This is a genomic window from Aquimarina gracilis, assembly GCF_035285365.1.
Classification (GTDB): domain Bacteria; phylum Bacteroidota; class Bacteroidia; order Flavobacteriales; family Flavobacteriaceae; genus Aquimarina; species Aquimarina gracilis.
On the sequence record NZ_JAYKLX010000005.1, the window covers coordinates 358,617 to 377,042 of the forward strand.

At 34.4% G+C, this 18,426-nt stretch carries 17 protein-coding genes; 11 read left to right on the forward strand and 6 right to left on the reverse strand.

What is annotated here, in order from left to right:
• Positions 1–96: 96 nt before the first annotated feature.
• From U6A24_RS12130 to U6A24_RS12150, 5 genes are all read left to right on the forward strand, one after another.
• The gene (locus U6A24_RS12130) at positions 97–645 is read left to right on the forward strand and encodes a type II toxin-antitoxin system RatA family toxin (protein WP_324180240.1); all 549 of its coding nucleotides are present in this window, start codon (positions 97–99) and stop codon (positions 643–645) included.
• 25 nt (positions 646–670) lie between these two features.
• A complete protein-coding gene (locus U6A24_RS12135) occupies positions 671–1,540 on the forward strand; it encodes a VOC family protein (protein ID WP_324180241.1) in 870 nt (289 codons plus the stop codon).
• 124 nt (positions 1,541–1,664) lie between these two features.
• Complete coding sequence (locus U6A24_RS12140; RefSeq protein ID WP_324180242.1) at positions 1,665–2,879, forward strand: bifunctional alpha/beta hydrolase/OsmC family protein; 1,215 nt, start codon at positions 1,665–1,667, stop codon at positions 2,877–2,879.
• A gap of 74 nt (positions 2,880–2,953) precedes the next feature.
• Entirely contained in the window at positions 2,954–3,715 is a 762-nt protein-coding gene (locus tag U6A24_RS12145) for a type 1 glutamine amidotransferase domain-containing protein (RefSeq protein ID WP_324180243.1), read from the forward strand.
• Between the two features lie 116 nt (positions 3,716–3,831).
• Positions 3,832–4,326 carry a GNAT family N-acetyltransferase gene (locus U6A24_RS12150; RefSeq protein ID WP_324180244.1) on the forward strand — a complete coding sequence of 165 codons (495 nt, stop codon included), beginning with the start codon at positions 3,832–3,834 and terminating at the stop codon, positions 4,324–4,326.
• Between the two features lie 60 nt (positions 4,327–4,386).
• On the opposite strand, the gene U6A24_RS12155 is transcribed toward U6A24_RS12150, so the two are convergent.
• Together U6A24_RS12155 and U6A24_RS12160 are read right to left on the reverse strand one after the other, a co-directional pair.
• Positions 4,387–4,545 (reverse strand): hypothetical protein, encoded by a 159-nt coding sequence (locus U6A24_RS12155; protein ID WP_324180245.1) that lies wholly within the window; start codon positions 4,543–4,545, stop codon positions 4,387–4,389.
• 59 nt (positions 4,546–4,604) lie between these two features.
• Complete coding sequence (locus U6A24_RS12160) at positions 4,605–6,119, reverse strand: NADP-dependent isocitrate dehydrogenase (RefSeq protein ID WP_324180246.1); 1,515 nt, start codon at positions 6,117–6,119, stop codon at positions 4,605–4,607.
• Between the two features lie 226 nt (positions 6,120–6,345).
• On the opposite strand from U6A24_RS12160, the gene U6A24_RS12165 reads away from it, so the two are divergent.
• Both U6A24_RS12165 and U6A24_RS12170 read left to right on the forward strand, forming a co-directional pair.
• Complete coding sequence (locus U6A24_RS12165; RefSeq protein WP_324180247.1) at positions 6,346–6,795, forward strand: GNAT family N-acetyltransferase; 450 nt, start codon at positions 6,346–6,348, stop codon at positions 6,793–6,795.
• Between the two features lie 39 nt (positions 6,796–6,834).
• Positions 6,835–7,176, forward strand: coding sequence for a VOC family protein (locus tag U6A24_RS12170; protein ID WP_324180248.1), 342 nt, complete (start codon positions 6,835–6,837; stop codon positions 7,174–7,176).
• 66 nt (positions 7,177–7,242) lie between these two features.
• Here U6A24_RS12170 and U6A24_RS12175 read toward each other — a convergent pair whose 3' ends face one another.
• Entirely contained in the window at positions 7,243–9,501 is a 2,259-nt protein-coding gene (locus U6A24_RS12175; protein ID WP_324180249.1) for a fibronectin type III domain-containing protein, read from the reverse strand.
• Between the two features lie 433 nt (positions 9,502–9,934).
• On the opposite strand from U6A24_RS12175, the gene U6A24_RS12180 reads away from it, so the two are divergent.
• Positions 9,935–10,822, forward strand: coding sequence for a DoxX-like family protein (locus tag U6A24_RS12180; RefSeq protein WP_324180250.1), 888 nt, complete (start codon positions 9,935–9,937; stop codon positions 10,820–10,822).
• A 163-nt stretch (positions 10,823–10,985) separates the two neighbouring features.
• Here U6A24_RS12180 and U6A24_RS12185 read toward each other — a convergent pair whose 3' ends face one another.
• Positions 10,986–14,246 (reverse strand): M36 family metallopeptidase, encoded by a 3,261-nt coding sequence (locus U6A24_RS12185; protein ID WP_324180251.1) that lies wholly within the window; start codon positions 14,244–14,246, stop codon positions 10,986–10,988.
• Between the two features lie 417 nt (positions 14,247–14,663).
• Here U6A24_RS12185 and U6A24_RS12190 point away from each other — a divergent pair, with 417 nt between their 5' ends.
• The 3 genes from U6A24_RS12190 to U6A24_RS12200 all read left to right on the forward strand — a co-directional run bounded on the left by U6A24_RS12190 (position 14,664) and on the right by U6A24_RS12200 (position 17,171).
• On the forward strand, positions 14,664–15,146 hold the full coding sequence (locus tag U6A24_RS12190) for a YdeI/OmpD-associated family protein (protein ID WP_324180252.1): 483 nt from the start codon (positions 14,664–14,666) through the stop codon (positions 15,144–15,146).
• Positions 15,147–15,288: 142 nt separating this feature from the next.
• Complete coding sequence (locus tag U6A24_RS12195) at positions 15,289–15,864, forward strand: superoxide dismutase family protein (protein WP_324180253.1); 576 nt, start codon at positions 15,289–15,291, stop codon at positions 15,862–15,864.
• Between the two features lie 122 nt (positions 15,865–15,986).
• A complete protein-coding gene (locus tag U6A24_RS12200) occupies positions 15,987–17,171 on the forward strand; it encodes an LETM1-related biofilm-associated protein (protein ID WP_324180254.1) in 1,185 nt (394 codons plus the stop codon).
• 1 nt (position 17,172) lies between these two features.
• Here U6A24_RS12200 and U6A24_RS12205 read toward each other — a convergent pair whose 3' ends face one another.
• Together U6A24_RS12205 and U6A24_RS12210 are read right to left on the reverse strand one after the other, a co-directional pair.
• On the reverse strand, positions 17,173–17,793 hold the full coding sequence (locus U6A24_RS12205) for a hypothetical protein (protein ID WP_324180255.1): 621 nt from the start codon (positions 17,791–17,793) through the stop codon (positions 17,173–17,175).
• 6 nt (positions 17,794–17,799) lie between these two features.
• Positions 17,800–18,294 carry an RNA polymerase sigma factor gene (locus U6A24_RS12210; protein WP_324180256.1) on the reverse strand — a complete coding sequence of 165 codons (495 nt, stop codon included), beginning with the start codon at positions 18,292–18,294 and terminating at the stop codon, positions 17,800–17,802.
• Positions 18,295–18,426 lie beyond the last annotated feature (132 nt).

Genomic DNA, 18,426 nt, shown 5'->3' on the forward strand with positions numbered 1-18,426 from the left:
AGTACTAGAAATGAGTTTCAATTAATTGAGAGCCCTCAATTTTGGTTTCATTCAAGTAGTTTGTTGGGTACTTTTATAGCACAAAAACGAACAGTTATGATACGTAAAATTTTAAAAGGAATCGCACTATTTTTGGTGCTAGACATTGTAATAATACTGGTGTATGGATTTGTACAATATCCCAAGGCTAAAGGAGAACAACACTTTATTGCAGAGCGAATCATTCATGCTCCCAAAGAAAAAGTCTGGGATGTAATATCCGATGTAGGTAACTATCATAAAGTGACAGCGCCTAATATTCATCATGTAGAAATCATTTCTGGGCAAGGCTTAGGGATGAAACGCATATGTAGTGCACCCGATGGAAGGAGCTGGGAAGAAACTTGTACCATTTGGACTCCTGGAGAAGAGTATAAATTTGAAGTAAATACTCAAAGAGAAGATTATCCTTTTCCTCTTAAATCACTATCTGGCACCTGGAAAGTCGAAACTGTAAGTCCCATACAATCTAGAATTTTTATGGACTTTGTCTATGAGTTTAAAAGCCCTTTTCTAAGTGGTTACTTCTTGTCTATGGGAATGAAACAAGCTAAAGAGGACACCGAATACCTGCTAGATAATTGGCAAAGATTGGCAGAAAACTAAAAAACAACCTTATAAATAAGTAAAAATGAGAACAAGTATAATCATTTTAGCATCAGTAATAATCTTAAATATCTCTTCAGCCCAACAAAAGATTCCGGATTGGTTTCTTCAAAACATGGAGCAATCAATCGGTACTTGGATTACTGATAACGCTGTGTACAAAAATGAAAATGAGCCTTTTGACCAATACGGCATGGATTGGCAATGGAGTATTGGTAAACAAAGTATCACAGGTAAACTCTACGGTATTATCAACGGAAAGAAGCAAGGTGTATTTTGGGAGTTTAGGCAGTACTGGGATTTTGACACAAATAAAGGAATAGTAGCCCAATATGGCACAGATGGAACCATTGGTATCGGTCCAATCGTCAACAAAGAAAATTATCAAACCGAGATGATTCAAAAATTCGTAAGCCCTAATGGAAGTAAAACAAAACATGGGCATCGTTCTACATTGAAAAATGGCAAATTAACAACCTCATCTTTTGACATTTCAGAAAACGGTAATTGGAAAAAAAGAAGATCCTACATTTGGTATATCACTAAAAACAAAAAAGATATGGACCTAGGTACTTTTTCACTCTCACTTGCAGTAAAAGACATCACAACTTCAAAAGGTTTTTATGAAAAACTTGGCTTTACCATGATCGATGGTAATCTGGATCAAAAATGGGCGATTCTTAAGAACGGAAATTCCAAAATAGGTTTGTTTCAAGGAATGTTCCCTACCAATACACTAACTTTTAGCCCCGAAAATTCCCGAAGTATTCATGATATAGTTAAAAAAGAAGGGATCGCCATCGTAATGTCCAATGCGATGGATCAAAAAGAAGGGCCAGCTTCTTTTATGGTAACCGATCCCGATGGCAATCCAATTTTAATAGATCAGCATTGACAAAAAGAAAACAATTCTATTTTGAAATAGTTAGCATATGGATTAGGTAACTTTGGTTTGAAAAATTTATCTTTAAGGAAGCATAAATAATTTCGACCGACTTTTAAAAATAAATAATTCTATAATGAGTTTATCCAAAGTTACTTTTACTAATACCGAAGGTCAAACGCTCTCTGGGCGATTAGAACTTCCCGCAGATCAACATCCACATAACTTCGTGCTATTTGCGCATTGCTTCACATGTAATAAAAATCTAGGCGCTGTAAGAAACATAAGTCGCGGACTCACCTCTCAAGGATTTGCCGTATTGCGATTTGATTTTACCGGATTAGGAGAAAGCGAAGGTGATTTTGCAGACACCAATTTTTCTGGTAATGTTGAAGATCTGGTGGTTGCAGCAGATTTCTTAAAAAAAGAATATCGAGCCCCTACCCTTTTGGTTGGACATTCCCTAGGTGGAGCAGCGGCAATCTTTGCTGCTGCACAAATTGATTCGATTAAGGCAGTAGCGACAATTGGAGCTCCTTCTAATCCCAAACATGTAAAACATCTACTAAAAAGTGGTATTGAAGAAATTGAAACCAATGGGAAGGCTGTTGTAAATCTAAGTGGCAGAGATTTCACTATCAAAAAGCAATTTTTGGATGATCTGGAAACCAAATCATTGCCGGAAGTTGCTCAAAACCTTAACAAAGCACTACTTGTGATGCATTCGCCACAAGATACTACAGTCGCAATTAAAAATGCTGAAGAAATCTATGTGGCGGCCAGACACCCTAAAAGTTTTGTAACTCTAGATGGTGCCGATCATTTATTGATGCAAAAAGGTGACTCTATCTATGCCGGAAAAGTAATTGCGGGTTGGTCATCCCGGTATGTAGATCTTCCCGAAGAGCCTAAAATAAGTAGTAAGCATCATGTAGTTGCCAGTTTGCATGGTGGTGAGGGGTACACCACACAAATGAAAGTAGGAAATCATTATATGGTTGCCGACGAACCTGAAAGTGTAGGTGGTAATGATTTTGGTCCTTCACCTTATGAATTTGTATCTGCTGGATTATCGGCATGTACGGCTATGACCATAAAAATGTATGTCGCTCGTAAAGGCTGGGATCTACAAAATATAGAAGTGCATACCAGCTATGGTAAGATTCACGCGGTAGATTGCGAAAATTGTGAAGATCCCACAGCAAAAATTGACACATTCGAGCGAGAGATTAAACTCGAAGGTAATCTAGACGAAAAGCAAATTGCCAGAATTCTACAAATTGCTGATAAATGCCCCGTGCACAGAACCTTGCATAGCGAAACACAGGTAATCACTACTTTGGTACAATAAGAATAGTCCAAACATGTAAATAGAAACAATTATGTCTTAACCTTGGCATCAACCATCTTTACAAAAACAGAAGTATGAATAAACTTTTTGGACTCCTGATACTCCTTTTTTTATCGATTTCCTGTACTAAGAACAATAAAAGAAATAAAATTCTTTTCATTACAACTAACATTGATCAAATTAAAAATGAACCAAATGGAACTTATCTAATTGAATTAGCGGTTCCCTTTTATCAGTTCTTAAAAGAAAGTTTGGATGTTGATATTGTATCTCCCAAAGGAGGAAAAATCCCGATTTATCATAACGCAGATACTTCTAGTATAGTAAAATCTGTTATCCAAAGTGCAGCATTTAAAAGTAAAACAGAAAATAGTTTAAAACCTACCGAAATTGATTTTGAAGATTATTCAGCTATTATTATTCCTGGCGGATATGGCCAGTTTTGGGATACTCACAAGGATAAGAACATTCTCAATATTATATCAAAAGTTTATGAATCAGGAGGTGTTATTGGCACAATTGGTCATGGCACAGCAACACTAATCGATGTGAAACTAAAATCTGGAAAGTATTTGGTAAAAAATAAAACAATGACATGTTTTCCAACCTGGAATGAAAAAAACATAATGGAACAATCTGATTTTGGAAAATTATTACCTTATGACATGGAAATGGAACTGCTAAAAAGAGGTGCCAATTTAAAAGTATATGATCATCAAAAAAGAATAAATTATGAAGTAGTAGATTCTATAAATAGATTGATAACAGCCTCTTTTGCCAATAGTGGAAAATTTGTAGCAGACGAGGTCATAAAATTGATTAACGCACAAAAATAAAACTCCAGACTATTAAGGAGAAAAACAACAACCACCTTAAAGAGATTAAAAACTTAGAAATTTTTATTTCACATAGATATCATGTAGGATAAAAAGGCAGTATTAAAACAGTATCAATGATCCAAATACAAAAGGTAAATAACACGTTAGAATTTGAAACAATAGAAAAATTGGCATTTGAAATTTTACATGAAGTTTATGATCCCATAATACCTAGTGCTCATACTGAATATTTTTTAAAGAAATTTCAATCTGCGTCTGTTATCAAAAATCAAATTAAAAATGAAGATTTCAGATATTTTCTCCTTAATTTCAACAAGCTTCACGTAGGATACCTGGGTATTCAAAAAAATAAAGAAAAATTGATTCTAAGTAAACTCTATATTCGTAAATCTTTTCGAGGTAAAAAGATCGGAAAAGTGGCATTAGAATTTGTTCAACAATATACCATCGAAAATAGATTTAAAAAAATTGAACTTATTGTTAATCAACAAAATCAAGATACTATTAATATCTATCAAAAATTTGGATTTAAGATTACAGAATCTATGGTAAATTCATTCCCAAATGGACATTTTGTTAGAGATTACAAAATGGAAAAAATCGTATAACAATGCTACTATGATGAAAACGCACAGCCTAATATAGTCTGCGCGTTTATCGATTAAAATTTAACAATATTTAGTTACCTCGTCGCACAATCCAGCATTTGTCCAGCATCCATTTTCGGTACCATCATATTCTCCACAAGGTGCATTAATACTTTCAATTATTCCACCACCACGTATAGCCTTCTTATTTTTCAGTATAGCAATGTTTATTTTATTCAATGTTAATCTTTTTAATTTTTTCTTTTTCATGATATTATAGTTTTAGATTAAACTTTTTCTTATTCGCCCTGTCCTAATGAAAAATCACGTTTTCCATCAAATTCGTATAAGTTCTCAGTTTTTATTATGTCACATCCCAAGTTAAACAAAGTAGATAGTAAGGCGACAACCTGTTCAAAATCTATACCGGCATATCGGGGCTCTACACTATTTATTTTGGCATCTACCCCAACAAATCGACATCGCCAATGATCTGTACAAAACGTTTCTTTTAATCCTTTGGGATAAACTTTAACCCCCCGATTGGTTATCATTTTCAATTTCAGTTTGTAAACATTTAGTTTTGACAGGGCATCTCCTAGTTCATTAGGATCATTGCCTTGCCAATCTAAAAATACATCTACTCCTACCAATTCTTTTTGTTGTCTTTTACGGATATACTCTGGTATTTTAATTTTTCCATTTCCATTTGCAAGGATACTCTTGGTTATACTTTTTGGAATTTGTCCCAAGTTTTCAATAACCTTATCTGCAAATCTTTGAGTTCCTACTTTTTCAATACTTCTTCCTTCCTGATAAATGTCTTCGGTATGATAGCCTTGTTCTAAGGTCGTGAACCATGCATTTTTAATCTTATCTCCTATTTCAGACTGTCCGATATGAGCCAGCATGGATACAGCAGCATTTATAAGCCCCGACGGATTAGCTATTCCCTTTCCTTCAATATCTTGTGCAGAACCGTGAATAGCTTCAAACATAGCAACATTTTTTCCGATATTTGCAGAACCACACATGCCAACCGAACCACCAATTTCTGCTGCAATATCCGAAATGATATCTCCATAAAGATTTGGCGTTACAATGACATCATAATTTTCGGGGCTAGCGGCCAATTTTGCAGAACCTATATCTATAATTTGCGTATCATTTCTAATTTCCGGATACTCTAACGCTATTTCATTAAAAACTTGATGAAACAATCCATCCGTTAGTTTCATGATGTTATCCTTTACCATGCACGTGACTTTCTTTCTTCCAAATGCTTTAGCGTACTCAAAAGCATAACGAACAATACGCTCACAACCTGGTCGGGTTATAAGTTTTAAGCATTGATATACATCCTGCGTTTGTCGGTGCTCTATACCCGCGTATAGGTCTTCTTCATTTTCCCTAATAATTACAAGATTCATATTAGGAAAATTAGTAGGGACGTAAGGATACAAAGCTGTAACTGGTCTTACGTTTGCAAATAATCCCAGTGATTTTCTCAGAGTGACATTTAAACTTTTGTATCCCTTTCCTTGCGGTGTGGTAATTGGGGCTTTAAAGATAACTTTACTATTATTAATAGCTTCCCAACCCCTAGAATTTATACCTGAAGTATTTCCAGACAAATATACCTTTTCACCCAATTCTATAAACTCTGGTTCTATATTCGCTCCAGCCGCATCCAAGATTCGTAAAGTAGCTTTCATGATTTCTGGTCCAATACCATCTCCATGCGCTACTGCTACTTTTACCGGCTTGTCAAGTTTTTTTCTCGACAGTTGTCTAGTCAATACCTTTGTACTCATCTAAGTTTGGTTTTAATGTTTCGAACACAAAGATGAGAAGAATTATATATAAATTATTATTTAATTATTTTACATATATCATAAACATTTATTATACTATAAATTAAAACACTGTCTATTATTTAGAAAAAATGGATTAGAAATTAAAGAATCTATTATAAATTCGTTTCATAAAATAAGCCTGTACCAGATCACAATGGAAAAATCACTCTAAAGAAGAACAATTATGAAACTAATACGAACTAATTCTATGAATAAAGACTTTGTTGAATTAGTAAAACAATTGGATGCCGATTTGGCCATACGAGACGGAGATGATCATTCATTTTACAATCAATTTAATGGTATTGATAATATTAAGTATGTAGTGGTGGTATACCATAAAAATTTGGCCGTGGGGTGCGGTGCGATCAAGGAATATGACAAAAATACCATGGAAATAAAACGAATGTATACCTCTGTCCAAAGTCGTGGAAAGGGAATTGCTTCAAAAATTCTTACCGAATTAGAAAAATGGGCAACCGAACTATCATACAAAAAATGTATTTTAGAAACCGGTATCAAACAACCAGAAGCAATTGCTTTATATGAGAAAAATGGATATCTATTAATTGATAATTATGGGCAATACACTGGAATAAAAACCAGTAAATGTTTTCAAAAAATTATAAAATAGAAATACATATAATCTATACCTTCTAATAATGTAAACATAATGAAGAATACACAAATCAACTATGTAGAGTTTAAAGCTAATGATCTGGAAGCTATAAAGAGGTTTTATAACCAAACATTTGGTTGGAGTTTTACCGATTATGGGCCAACTTATACTGCTTTTTCAGAAAGTGGTCTTGAAGGAGGTTTTGAAAAAACGGAAGATCCTATAGTAAATGGAGTCTTGGTGGTTCTATATCATGAAAACCTTGAAGACATTCAAAATCACGTTCTAAAAACTGGAGGAAAGATTTCAAAAGAAATTTTTTCATTTCCCGGTGGCCGCAGATTTCATTTTTTGGACCCTTCGGGAAATGAATTGGCAATTTGGTCTGATAAGTAAAAAGAAAAAGCTGCTGACCCTTTAGTGAATCAGCAGTTTATCTTTTCTAGTATACCGGGTAATTTCTTATTCCCTAATTAATCGTTCTGTTTTTAATACATTGTTATTTCCATCCTTAATAGATAGCAAATAAACACCTGAACGCTCAATACCCGGATTAATCACTTTAGTTTCAGAATCAATGTTTCCTTTATATACTTCCTGGCCAGAAAGATTATATATACTCACATTGTACGATTCCCCTTTTCTAAATGGTAAAGATGAAATAATAATATCTGCTGTAAAGGGGTTAGGATGAATTTCAAAGCCGTCTTTAATTGTTTCATCTAGCGGGGGGTATTTAATTCTCTTATCTCCTTTAGTAATACGAGTAGATCCACAAGCTCCAATAAAATCCCATCCTGATGCCGCACGCTCGAATAAATTACCTTGATAGGTAACCTTATCTCCCACAGCATAAGAAACTCCACTTTGCCAAGGGGCTATACTTGCACAAATATCAGGTACCGATCCAGTTGTATAATTTACAATTAGTCTTGCCGCTTTACCCTCACCTCCTTCATAAGAATCGGCTACTCTTTTGGCAGATGTATTATTCAGACTAGTACCTTTACCTTTGATTAAAAAGCTTACATTGTTTCCAGGGGTCCATCCGCTCATATTTACAAGGCTCTGTACCATAGCTTTAAGATCCGGTGTACGTTGTGCATTACCACTTTGATTACTCGACCATGAAGCAGGTTGCCACATCACTATATTAGAAAAAGTATTTCGGTCTGATACATTATTAGAAGATGAAAATGCAGGGGAATTGGCACTATTATGCAATGAAATTTCTAATTCGGTAGCAGTACTATTACTTTCATCTGCGGTAAACTGCAAATACGCACTGGTAATTGTTACATTTTTGGGTAATTGAATTGACCTAAATCGTAAACCTATTTTCTGATATCCATTTCCATTGTAACTATCATATACCATTTCAAGATCGCTGCTATTTGTATATAAAGAACCATTTTGTTTTTCTTCAACATCATCACTTCCAGAAGTAATGGCGACATCGATACTCCCGTTATCAGGATCAGGGTCAACGACAGTTCCTTTATTAATGGTAACTACACTTCCATTCGACGGACTCCAAATATCAAGATTATTAGGTATGGTGAAAGGGTTATCATTGGATACCGATCCTACTTGCGACGCATTATCTACTTTAACGGTACGTGTCTCAATTTTATTTTCGTCTACAAAAATCCATTTGAACTGGTTAAAACGTGCAGAATTACGTGTCCAACTCTTATTATCATTATTAGACCTTAATGGGGCACCCCAACATCCTTCACCGGCATACACTGTTCCGTTTTGGTCATCTCTTACAAAACCTTCGTCACTTCCCGATTCGGTTGAAGGACGAACGGGCCACGTAGTTTTTACGGTATGTGCATCGCATTCTATAACTAGTTTTACGTTCTTATCATAGAATAACTGAGCCCAATTATTATATTGATTATTTCCCTCTGATTTTGAGGAAACATGTGGACGCATTGGCTTATGATATTGTGCCATTTTCCAGATAGCATTGGGGTTGGCATTGAGATCATTTTGCAACCAGGTAGTTTGATTTCCAGAAATAGAAATCTCAGTATTTAAGGTATACGTTCTTACCAAATTATCTCCAAAAGTGATGGCATAATAAACGTTTGGCGAAGGCACATCGAAAAGATTGTAAATACTGTTATTACTATCCTCATGATTTCCCCGGGTAGCAACTATAGGAAACATTCTGTTATCACTGGCAATCGTTAATTGCCAATCATTAAACCAATCTCTCCATTCACCATTACTGTCGCCATTAGTCATGTCACCACCAAATAAAACTGCGTGGGGTTTTAGTTTTGCAACTAAACGATTTGCATTCTGTCTGGGTGTTCGATTGTTTCGAGAATCTCCACCAGCAATAAAGGACAATCTGCTGTTATCTGCCGGAGCTGTTTTAAACCAAAAACGTTCGCTAGTACCTTGGCTATCTCTTATTACAAAGTAATACGCCGTATTTGGGGTTAATCCAGTAAGACGAGCAAAATTATTATCCATTCCTTTGTAATAAATAGTTCTATCTGGAGATTTCGAATTTGGATAATCGCTATAATTAGTTCCAAAATCTGTAGTTCCATAATGAACAACAGGGGTAGTTCCTGAGGTTTGATCCCAACCAATTACGATTGAGGTCGCGGGGTCATCTCGTAAGGTCAAACGGTATTTACCATTTGACGCATACGAATTAATTGTTAACAAAGAAATTAACAACAAAAGGATTTTTTTCATCTTGTGTGAATTAAAAGTTAGTATTTATATTAAGTTAATCTACTTTAAGTTCATTTAATCTTAATATTCACTCCAAATACATCAATCACGTTGAAGTGAAAATGTTGTTTACTACTGCAAAATAATTCACTGACTACGATAAAATTTTTCTAATTCAAAGTTTTAACCGAGAATTAAAATTGGTAACTAAAGCTTATAGAAAAATTAATCTAATACAATAACTTTGATTAACATCATTTATTTTATCTACTTATAAAGACGAATAATATCAAGGTCTCCCCTATTAAAATTTTGCCTTTTTATTCTTTATATATTTAAAAACCTATTTTAAAAACAATTCTTACCCTTAAACCTCAATAAAAAATCTAAAGACTATTCAAAGCATAATAATAAATTCAAATAATAGTATCATTAATACGTTTTACTTTGTACCATGAAAAACTCTAAAACCTTATTACTCCTAAAAATCTCTGTTTTCTTAATTTTTATTGGTCGAGCCTGGCAACATTTATTCTGGGATGCTCCTTATCGATCTTTTTTTTGGGATGAAGCTTTGCTTAAGCCCTTAATTGAAGGATTTTTTACTATTTCTTGGACAGAATATGTTACTAGCAATCAAACTGATAGTTTTATTCAGAATAGTATTCGTGCAAATGGAATCCTCTATGTAATTGCAAGTATTTGTTCTTTAAGTCTTACAAAGAATAACAAAAGATGGACGCGTATTCCCATATTCCTTGGGGGAATTTCTCTTTTGATTTTAACAACTCTTTTAACCAAAGAAAAGTTCTATCATGTAGCCCAGTTTTTTGAACACAGCATTCAATTTGGACTACCTTTTGTCTTATTATATCAGCACAAGGATTTTGACGAAAAAAAACATATTTTAATCTTGAAGATATTAATTGCTGTTACATTTTTTTCTCATGGTTTATATGCCTTTGGTTTTTACCCTGTTCCCGGTAAGTTTGTAGATATGGTTATACAAATCTTTGGATTTTCAGAACCAACAGCTATTACTTTTTTATACATCGCCGGAATTCTAGATTTTGTCTTGGCAGTGTTAATTTTTATACCGAAGACCGCTATATATGCTTTGTGGTATGCCATCTTTTGGGGTTTACTTACTGCCCTAGCGAGGATTGTTTCCAATTTTCACTTAGAATTTCCACTGAATTCCATTCATCAAAATTTACATGAAACACTCTATAGAATTCCACATGGTCTTACCCCACTCATAGTATTATTACTCATCAAGAAACATCTATACTTTACTCTGAAGCCATTTACAGTAAAGGTTAGAAACGTTTTACGGTTTTAAATTAAATGGATCTAAAAAATCATAAAAGAAAAAGGCCGTCATATAACGGCCTTTTAAATCTAGAAATTCTCAACAAATCAATTATATTAATAATCAAACTATTTACTGGCGTCTGATTGCTCTAGATTCTTTGTGCATACTTCTATGCACTACTCACAATAATCTATTGTATTATTAATTTTTGTGTCACAGATTCTTCTCCATCCATTTCAATCTTAATTAAATAGATGCCCGAACGTAACGATAAACTCTTTGCAGATATCGTATTGCTCCCTGGGTTTAATTGAATCTTAGATTTCTCACTTCCTAACAAAGTATAGATTGTAGCAGTCGCATTTTTAGCGGTTGTTTTACCAATACTAAGCACAAAACTATCTTTTGCCGGATTAGGCCACATTTCAATCGATGAGAGTGCTCCTTCACCCTCAGTTCCAAGAATTGCGGTTGTCTGACCAAAATCTGCAACTAGTGCTGCGGTTCCTCCACAAGATCCCTCATAGATTTTCACATTAGAAAAAGTAGAGTTGTTACCAGAACCTGCATCATTGTCATTAATAAATACCAATCGATCCATAGACCCAGTATAGAAATTACCTACGGGAATCACATATTTTGTAGTCCCGCCAGAATAATTATCATAGTTGGTAACTCCATAATTTTGCGTACCATGAACTTTGAAATATCTGGATGATGTAAGTGTATTATCATTTTCGAATCCAACAGCATGGATCTCTCCTTGTGATGAACTGTTGAAATCAAACTCTACAACAGTATTGGCTGTTACATTATAATTAAGAACAATGTATTTCCAAGTATTATTGGTTAATGTAAGCGCTGCCCCACTACTTCCAATAGAGAAGTTTCCGGCTGCATCCTGATTAGAGAATGAAGTAATAGTGAAATCATTGAAGTTTATAGCATCACAAGTAGGATCTGGACCTGGACCTGTAGATCCATTTTGGATACTTACCGCATCGATTGCTATATCACTTTGCCACCCTTGTGAGCCACTACCAGTTACCACATTAAATCTTAACTGTACGCTAGCTTCTCCTGCATAAGCCGAAAGATCTACATCTGCAGCATTCCAGTTACTTCCCTGCGCTCCTGTTTTATTGAAAACACTTGTCCAGGCACCATCATTGTTTGTTCTAGCTTCAACCGTTAAACTATTAATTGCGCTTCCAAGCATATGATATTGGAAAGAAAGGTTTGGCTCTGTAAGGCTACTGAAATTCAAACAAGGAGAATTTAGAATTGCTCTTTTATTAGGGTACCCGGTACCGTTTCCTGAGGCTTCAACATAAAGATAGAAATTACCATCTGCTCCACTACTTGGTCCTGTACCATTTGAAGGAGTTCCTCCAGAATCTCTTGTCCAATCCAAATCATCTCCAGAAGTTTCCTGAGACCATTCTCCTAGATTAGTTTCAAAGCTTTCACTGAATGGGAATGAGGTAACATCTCCCGTACACTCTCCTGTTCCAGGTCCTGGACCAGGGCCTCCGTCACATGGATTCGTAAATGAAACGGTCTGGTCTGTCTGACCATTAGAACCTCCGTTATTGTTTTCATTCGCACCTTCTCCTACCCCTCTTTCGGCAAATGCTTTCCAGATTAAACAACTATACTGTCCACCATATAGGTCCTGATCTGCTTGAAGAATTCCATCTCGACCAGAAACGAATCCAGGGTTATTGGCAGTATTTTTAAGTCCTTCAACAACCAAAGCCATAGCAATATTATTCCCACCGGTACCATTATAAAAATCAGGATCAAAACCTTCTTGATCGATTAACAACCAGGTCATATCCCAAAGTATTGTCGCAAATGCATAACCTACACCATGTGGTCTGGCAAGTCCACCTATATCTGCATAATCGGTATCATTTATAGATCTGTCTGTAGAGTATCGAGTAGGTCTGATTCCTGCGCCATTAGTTCCTTGACCAAGAACATAGGCCCCTACACCTCTACCATCGGTTCCTACATCACCTGCTTTCATGGTTAACATTAATCCAAAATAATCAGACCAACCTTCTCCCATTTGCTCTGACCCTCCAAGTGTATTTGAAGAGGGCCCTCCTACTAATCTAATAGAAATACCATGTCCGTACTCATGTACAATGATTACGTTATCAAAGGATCCGTCTCTACCTGGATTTGTTCTGTTCCATAAAAACATTTGCATTCTCGGATTACCTCCATCGCCAGGAGTCGAGAAATTTGCATTATTGGTTCCGCTTCCATCTTGAGCATCTGCATTTACAGAATCGCTTCCTGCTCCACCATTCCCATAGTTATTTTCCTGGAAGTTTCCGCTTGCTTCGTTAAAACCATACTCATAAAAAACGTCATGTATAATATTGTTCCAATAAAATAAATTGGCAACAGATGCACTTCTATAAGCACTTGGTTGTTGGCTTAAATCTACAGGAAAATCGAAATCTAAACTTGCTCCTCCATCAGGGGCAAATCCTGTTCCGTTATTACCATTACTATCGTCTTGTGCCCAAACATTATTACCACGAGTAATCGTATATTCAGCTCCCGGACTTCCATTAGTATCGTGCCATCCAAATGGCGATGCCGAAGTTGCTGGATTGGTCACAATAGATCTATTACCGTGAATTGGACTCTCTATTGGCATTGGATACACATTATACGAATCTGGTGCAAGTGGTGCCATCGCTTCTGCTTTTGTCATTGGCCCAATGATGTTGCTATCAAAAAGAACAGACTCATGATTATGAGATCCATGCCCCTCTGGTGCATCAAAACTACATTTGATCACCCAGTTATGCTCTCTTAAAATTTTGTTAGTTGAAGCGTCAACATAAGCGTTCCACCAATTTTGACCACCCTTTTCATACAAACTAACATTCCAGGTTAATCGAAGCTCTTTTTCATGTAAAATATACACTTGTTTTGCTTCAATAGGTTGATCCGAAAGCGCAATCCCAGAATTCTTATAAACAAAAACATTATTCCCCTGAGATGATTTACTTACCGTGCGCGAAAGATTTGCAGCTTTTGACAACCTATGAGCATCAATTACTGCTCCTATAGCATTCTCGGGAGTGGTTGTAGCCTTTGTTAACGTAGCTTTTGCATTTAGTTCTTTTACAAATTGATCCAGCTCATAAGTCACTTTATTGTTTTGTACCGTTAATTTATAAGTTCCATCTTCGACAGGAATACCCTTATAGTATTGTTTTACATATACATGCATAATTCCTGCTTTAAGAGAAGGAACTTGATCGGTTATCCTCCACTCTGTAAAATCATTAAGCGTTGTTGATGATTTCGAAGAAGTTGTTAGCGCGTCGCTAAAGTGATTTTGGACAATTGAAGTCATGTCCTGAGCTAAAATTGTTTGCCCTGTGAGAAATAATAAAAGGGCAAACGAGTAGACATTTTTCATAAAAATAAGTATTTGAGTTTGTGTATTGCAAAATTAACAAAAACAAAAGGATTTATAATAAAAACCTATAAATCCATATTTAATTATCATAAATTAACATTTATATTATATTTTTTTCATCTTATTAGTTAAATGTATAATTTTTGTTAATTAACATTAACTTAACCGTTGTAAACACTACATGTAACAAAAACTAGTCTACAAAAAAGCCAAACACTTGAAAATCAAAAAGAATACAAATACCACTATGTGATTACGGTAAAAGTGTCAAAAATTTTTAGTCATTTTTATCAAAAATATTATTCATTATCAACAAAAATTTTCAATTTGATTAACAAAATTCCTTAAAACCTAAACAAGATATTCGTAAATTGTTCTGTAAAAACCAAAGTGTTTTTTTGAAAAAACTTTATTCAAATGAATAGTATAAATTTTGAAACTTCACTACAATCTAATCACAGTATTGAAGTGCCCGATAATGTGGTAAAAATATTTCTTGACAAAGGCCAGAAGCGTGTAGTTGTTAAAATTTCTTTTCAAGACACCTCGGTAGTCTTTCATGCGGCTTTGCAAAAATACCTTGGCAGGTATCATATAACCTTTAACAAAGTAAATCAAAAAAAACTGGGGATATTTCCCAACGATTACTTCAAAGTTGAGTTATCCGAGGATACTTCGAAATATGGTGTCGAAATGCCAGAAGAATTCGAAGCTGTTTTATTAAGCGATCTGGAAGCTTTTAAGATTTTTGAAAACCTTACCGATGGGAAAAAACGTAGCCTAATCTATTATATTCTGAAAATTAAAAATTCACAAACCAGAATCGACAAAGCACTTATAATTACTGAAAATCTAAAAAGAGGAATACGAGACAATCGTGAATTAATCAAAAAACTGTAATCTATATTCGTGCTATTTGTTTCATAAAACAACTTCTAAAACGAGTAATCTTTACAACAACTCTGCGTTTCCCAAATAAATTCTTTGCTATAAAAGAAAACTACATTATCTTAGGAAATGAATTACAACAAATCACAAAACTATGAAAACGCTACAATTGATAGTATTAACTTTTTTATCTATAACTATTTTTAGCTGTAAAGGGAAAAAAGATCAGGAGAATACTACCGAAACTGTTAAAGTTGAGAAAAAAGAAGAACAAGAAACCAAGACTTTAGAAATCGCTCTCGAGCCAAAAAGTGACAGCAAAGCACATGGAAAAATTGTTTTTACCGAGTCTGATGGTATGGTAACCATGGTGGCCAATTTAACAGGTTTAAGTGAAGGAGAACATGCCATACATATTCATGAAAAAGCCGATTGCTCTTCACCCGATGGAAAATCAACTGGCGGTCACTGGAACCCAACTATGGAACCTCATGGGAAATGGGGTGCCAAAGAAGGATACCACAAAGGAGATATTGGTAATTTTAAAGCAGATGTCAATGGTAATGGAAACATCACGTTTGCTACCAACGACTGGTGTATCGATTGTGATGACCCTAAAAAGAATATTGTTGGTAAGGCCATCATAGTTCACCAAGGTGTTGATGATTTTAAATCCCAGCCATCTGGAGCAGCCGGAAGCAGAATAAGCTGTGGGGCTATTATTCAGTAATCATTAAGACACAATAAAATAAGAGAGGTTGTTATACAACCTCTTTTTTGTTTTATAATTTGATAACAAGAGATAAATAATTTAAAAAAAATAAAATTTAACTTTGTATTAAACCTTAACAAATGAATCCTTCAACTTCAGGTTGGATAGAAAAGTTTTTGAAAGACCCAGATTATGACCAACAAATCTCGAAATGGTCTATTGATGAACTATATTCTAATCTTAGAAAAACAGGATTCATTTATGGTACTTCTATGGAGACTTTAATCTCTAACAAGTCAGATATTGTATATTCTGAAGAAGAAAAGACAAAAATCAATTTGTTTACTGCGTTAAAAGTAACCTACTACGACACTATTGAAAATGCTAATGAGGAGGACTGTATAAAGGCATTAGTTCAATTTTATAATTTTCTAGATACTAAAAAGTCATTTTTTTCTTTCATAAATGTTCTTCCTTCTAACAACAGTGAAAAACTCGAAAAGATAATTCATACTCGAATACAAACAAATGAATCTATTTTTAAAAAGAATTTTAGTCATCTACTAACAAATGCATTGCTATTTATAGATGTATTGGCTTTTGATTATTTTTTGATCCACGATAAAAATCCTTTTGAGTATGCAGCCAAGTTAGAAGAAACCCTTACTAATACAGTTTTTTTGGCGCTTAAGTCTAAAGAAGAACAAGACGACCACGACGAATTATTGGTTAAACTTTTTGCATCATCGGTTAGGTATACCGACATCTCAAACGAGGAAGACGCAAGTTTTGATTACATAGAATTGGATCCATATACCGATGAAATAGAAAAAAGATATATACTTGATCTAACCAGTATGGCCGTTTGGAATGATAAAAAACTGGATAAGAGAGAACAAACTTTCATGTCTGCACTTGGAGCAGAATTAGAAATCCCAGAGAGCGTTGTCCATGAATCAGTCAATTTAGTTCAGGATTTTATAAATAAGCATAAAGAACATATTTCTTATTTTAATTATTCCCATCCTGCTCTACATTTTTATCAACAAACCTCTAGAACCGTAAGTGTATTGATTTTAAGAAATAAAAAGCGTTTAATTAAAGAAATTTCAGAAAGTAAAGATTTAATGATATTGTTGGGACAATCTACAATCAGAGATTTATCTAAAGAAGAAAAAAAGCAAGTTAAGCAACAACTTTTGGATATTTGTAAAACTATACCTTCTCTAGCTATTTTTATCCTTCCTGGAGGTAGCTTGTTACTACCTCTTTTGGTCAAGTTTATCCCTCAGTTATTACCTTCTGCTTTTAATGAGAATAAGTGATTTATATTTCCAACTTTTCTAATTCCTTATAATTTCTTTTCAGTCTTCGGGTCAAAATCCCATAGATTAACCTGTAGAAAAGTGCTATTATACCAACAAACACACCTATAGTTATCAATGTAACCACAATGATTAACCAAATAGGAGTTTCACCTCCTCCGTTTTTCTGGAATTCCTCTGTAAAGAAAACCATATATAGTGTAGTCCCAAACATTAAAGTAGCAAAGAAACTAATGTTTATCCAAATATATTGTTTTACCGTCCTTCTTGTTCTTATGATGTTTTCCATAAGCACTTTTGTAGAATCGGTTGACTGTATTTTTTTATAGTTTAAATAAAACCTAATTATAAAATAGATCAAGATCACATAGGATAATATTGAAGCAATCAAAGAAAAGGTCCCCATAGATTCTTTTTCTACTTCAGCATGCACCCCTGTTACCCTAAAGATAATATCCAAAGAAGCCCATAGCAAAAACTCGATGATACTAATAACAAAAATCCATTTCACTATCGAAGATGACTTTTTTAAAATCATTTGATAAATCTCTTTATATGATAATTTTGGAAGCACATCTTCTTGCCTCTTCCAGCCTTGCTTTAATAATTCTAATTCGTCCATATGGGGTTAAGGATTTAATATTTTTTTCAATTTTGTCTTTACACGATTCATCTTCACCCTGGCGTTTACTTCGCTAATACCCATGGTTTCGGCAATTTCTTTATAAGATTTATCTTCTAGATATAAAAAAACCAAAGCTTTTTCAATATCGTTTAACTGCTTTACGGCTGCATACATAAGTTTCAACTGTTGCTCTACCTCATCATCATATTCTTCGGCTTTTATCTTAAAATCTATCGATTCTATATCGGTAGTATTTAAACTTCTCTTAGACCTTCTATACAAAGTAATAGCCGTATTTAGTGCTACCCGATACATCCAGGTGCTAAACTTTGCATCTCCCCTAAATTTGGGGTACGCCTTCCAGAGTTGAATTGTAATTTCCTGAAACAAATCATTGTGCGAGTCAGGATCATTCGTATATATTCTACAAACCTTGTGCACAATGTTCTGATTTTGCTCAAGGTTAGTTACAAAACTATGTTCTAATTCTTTATTCACTTTTGATAGTTACATCTTATAAGTAGTAACCGATACCAATCTGTTACAAACAAAATTAATTTTATATCAATTTTATCACAAAAACTCATATTCTATAGGCCAAATAGTTTTTAGATTTTACCTTTGTAAAAC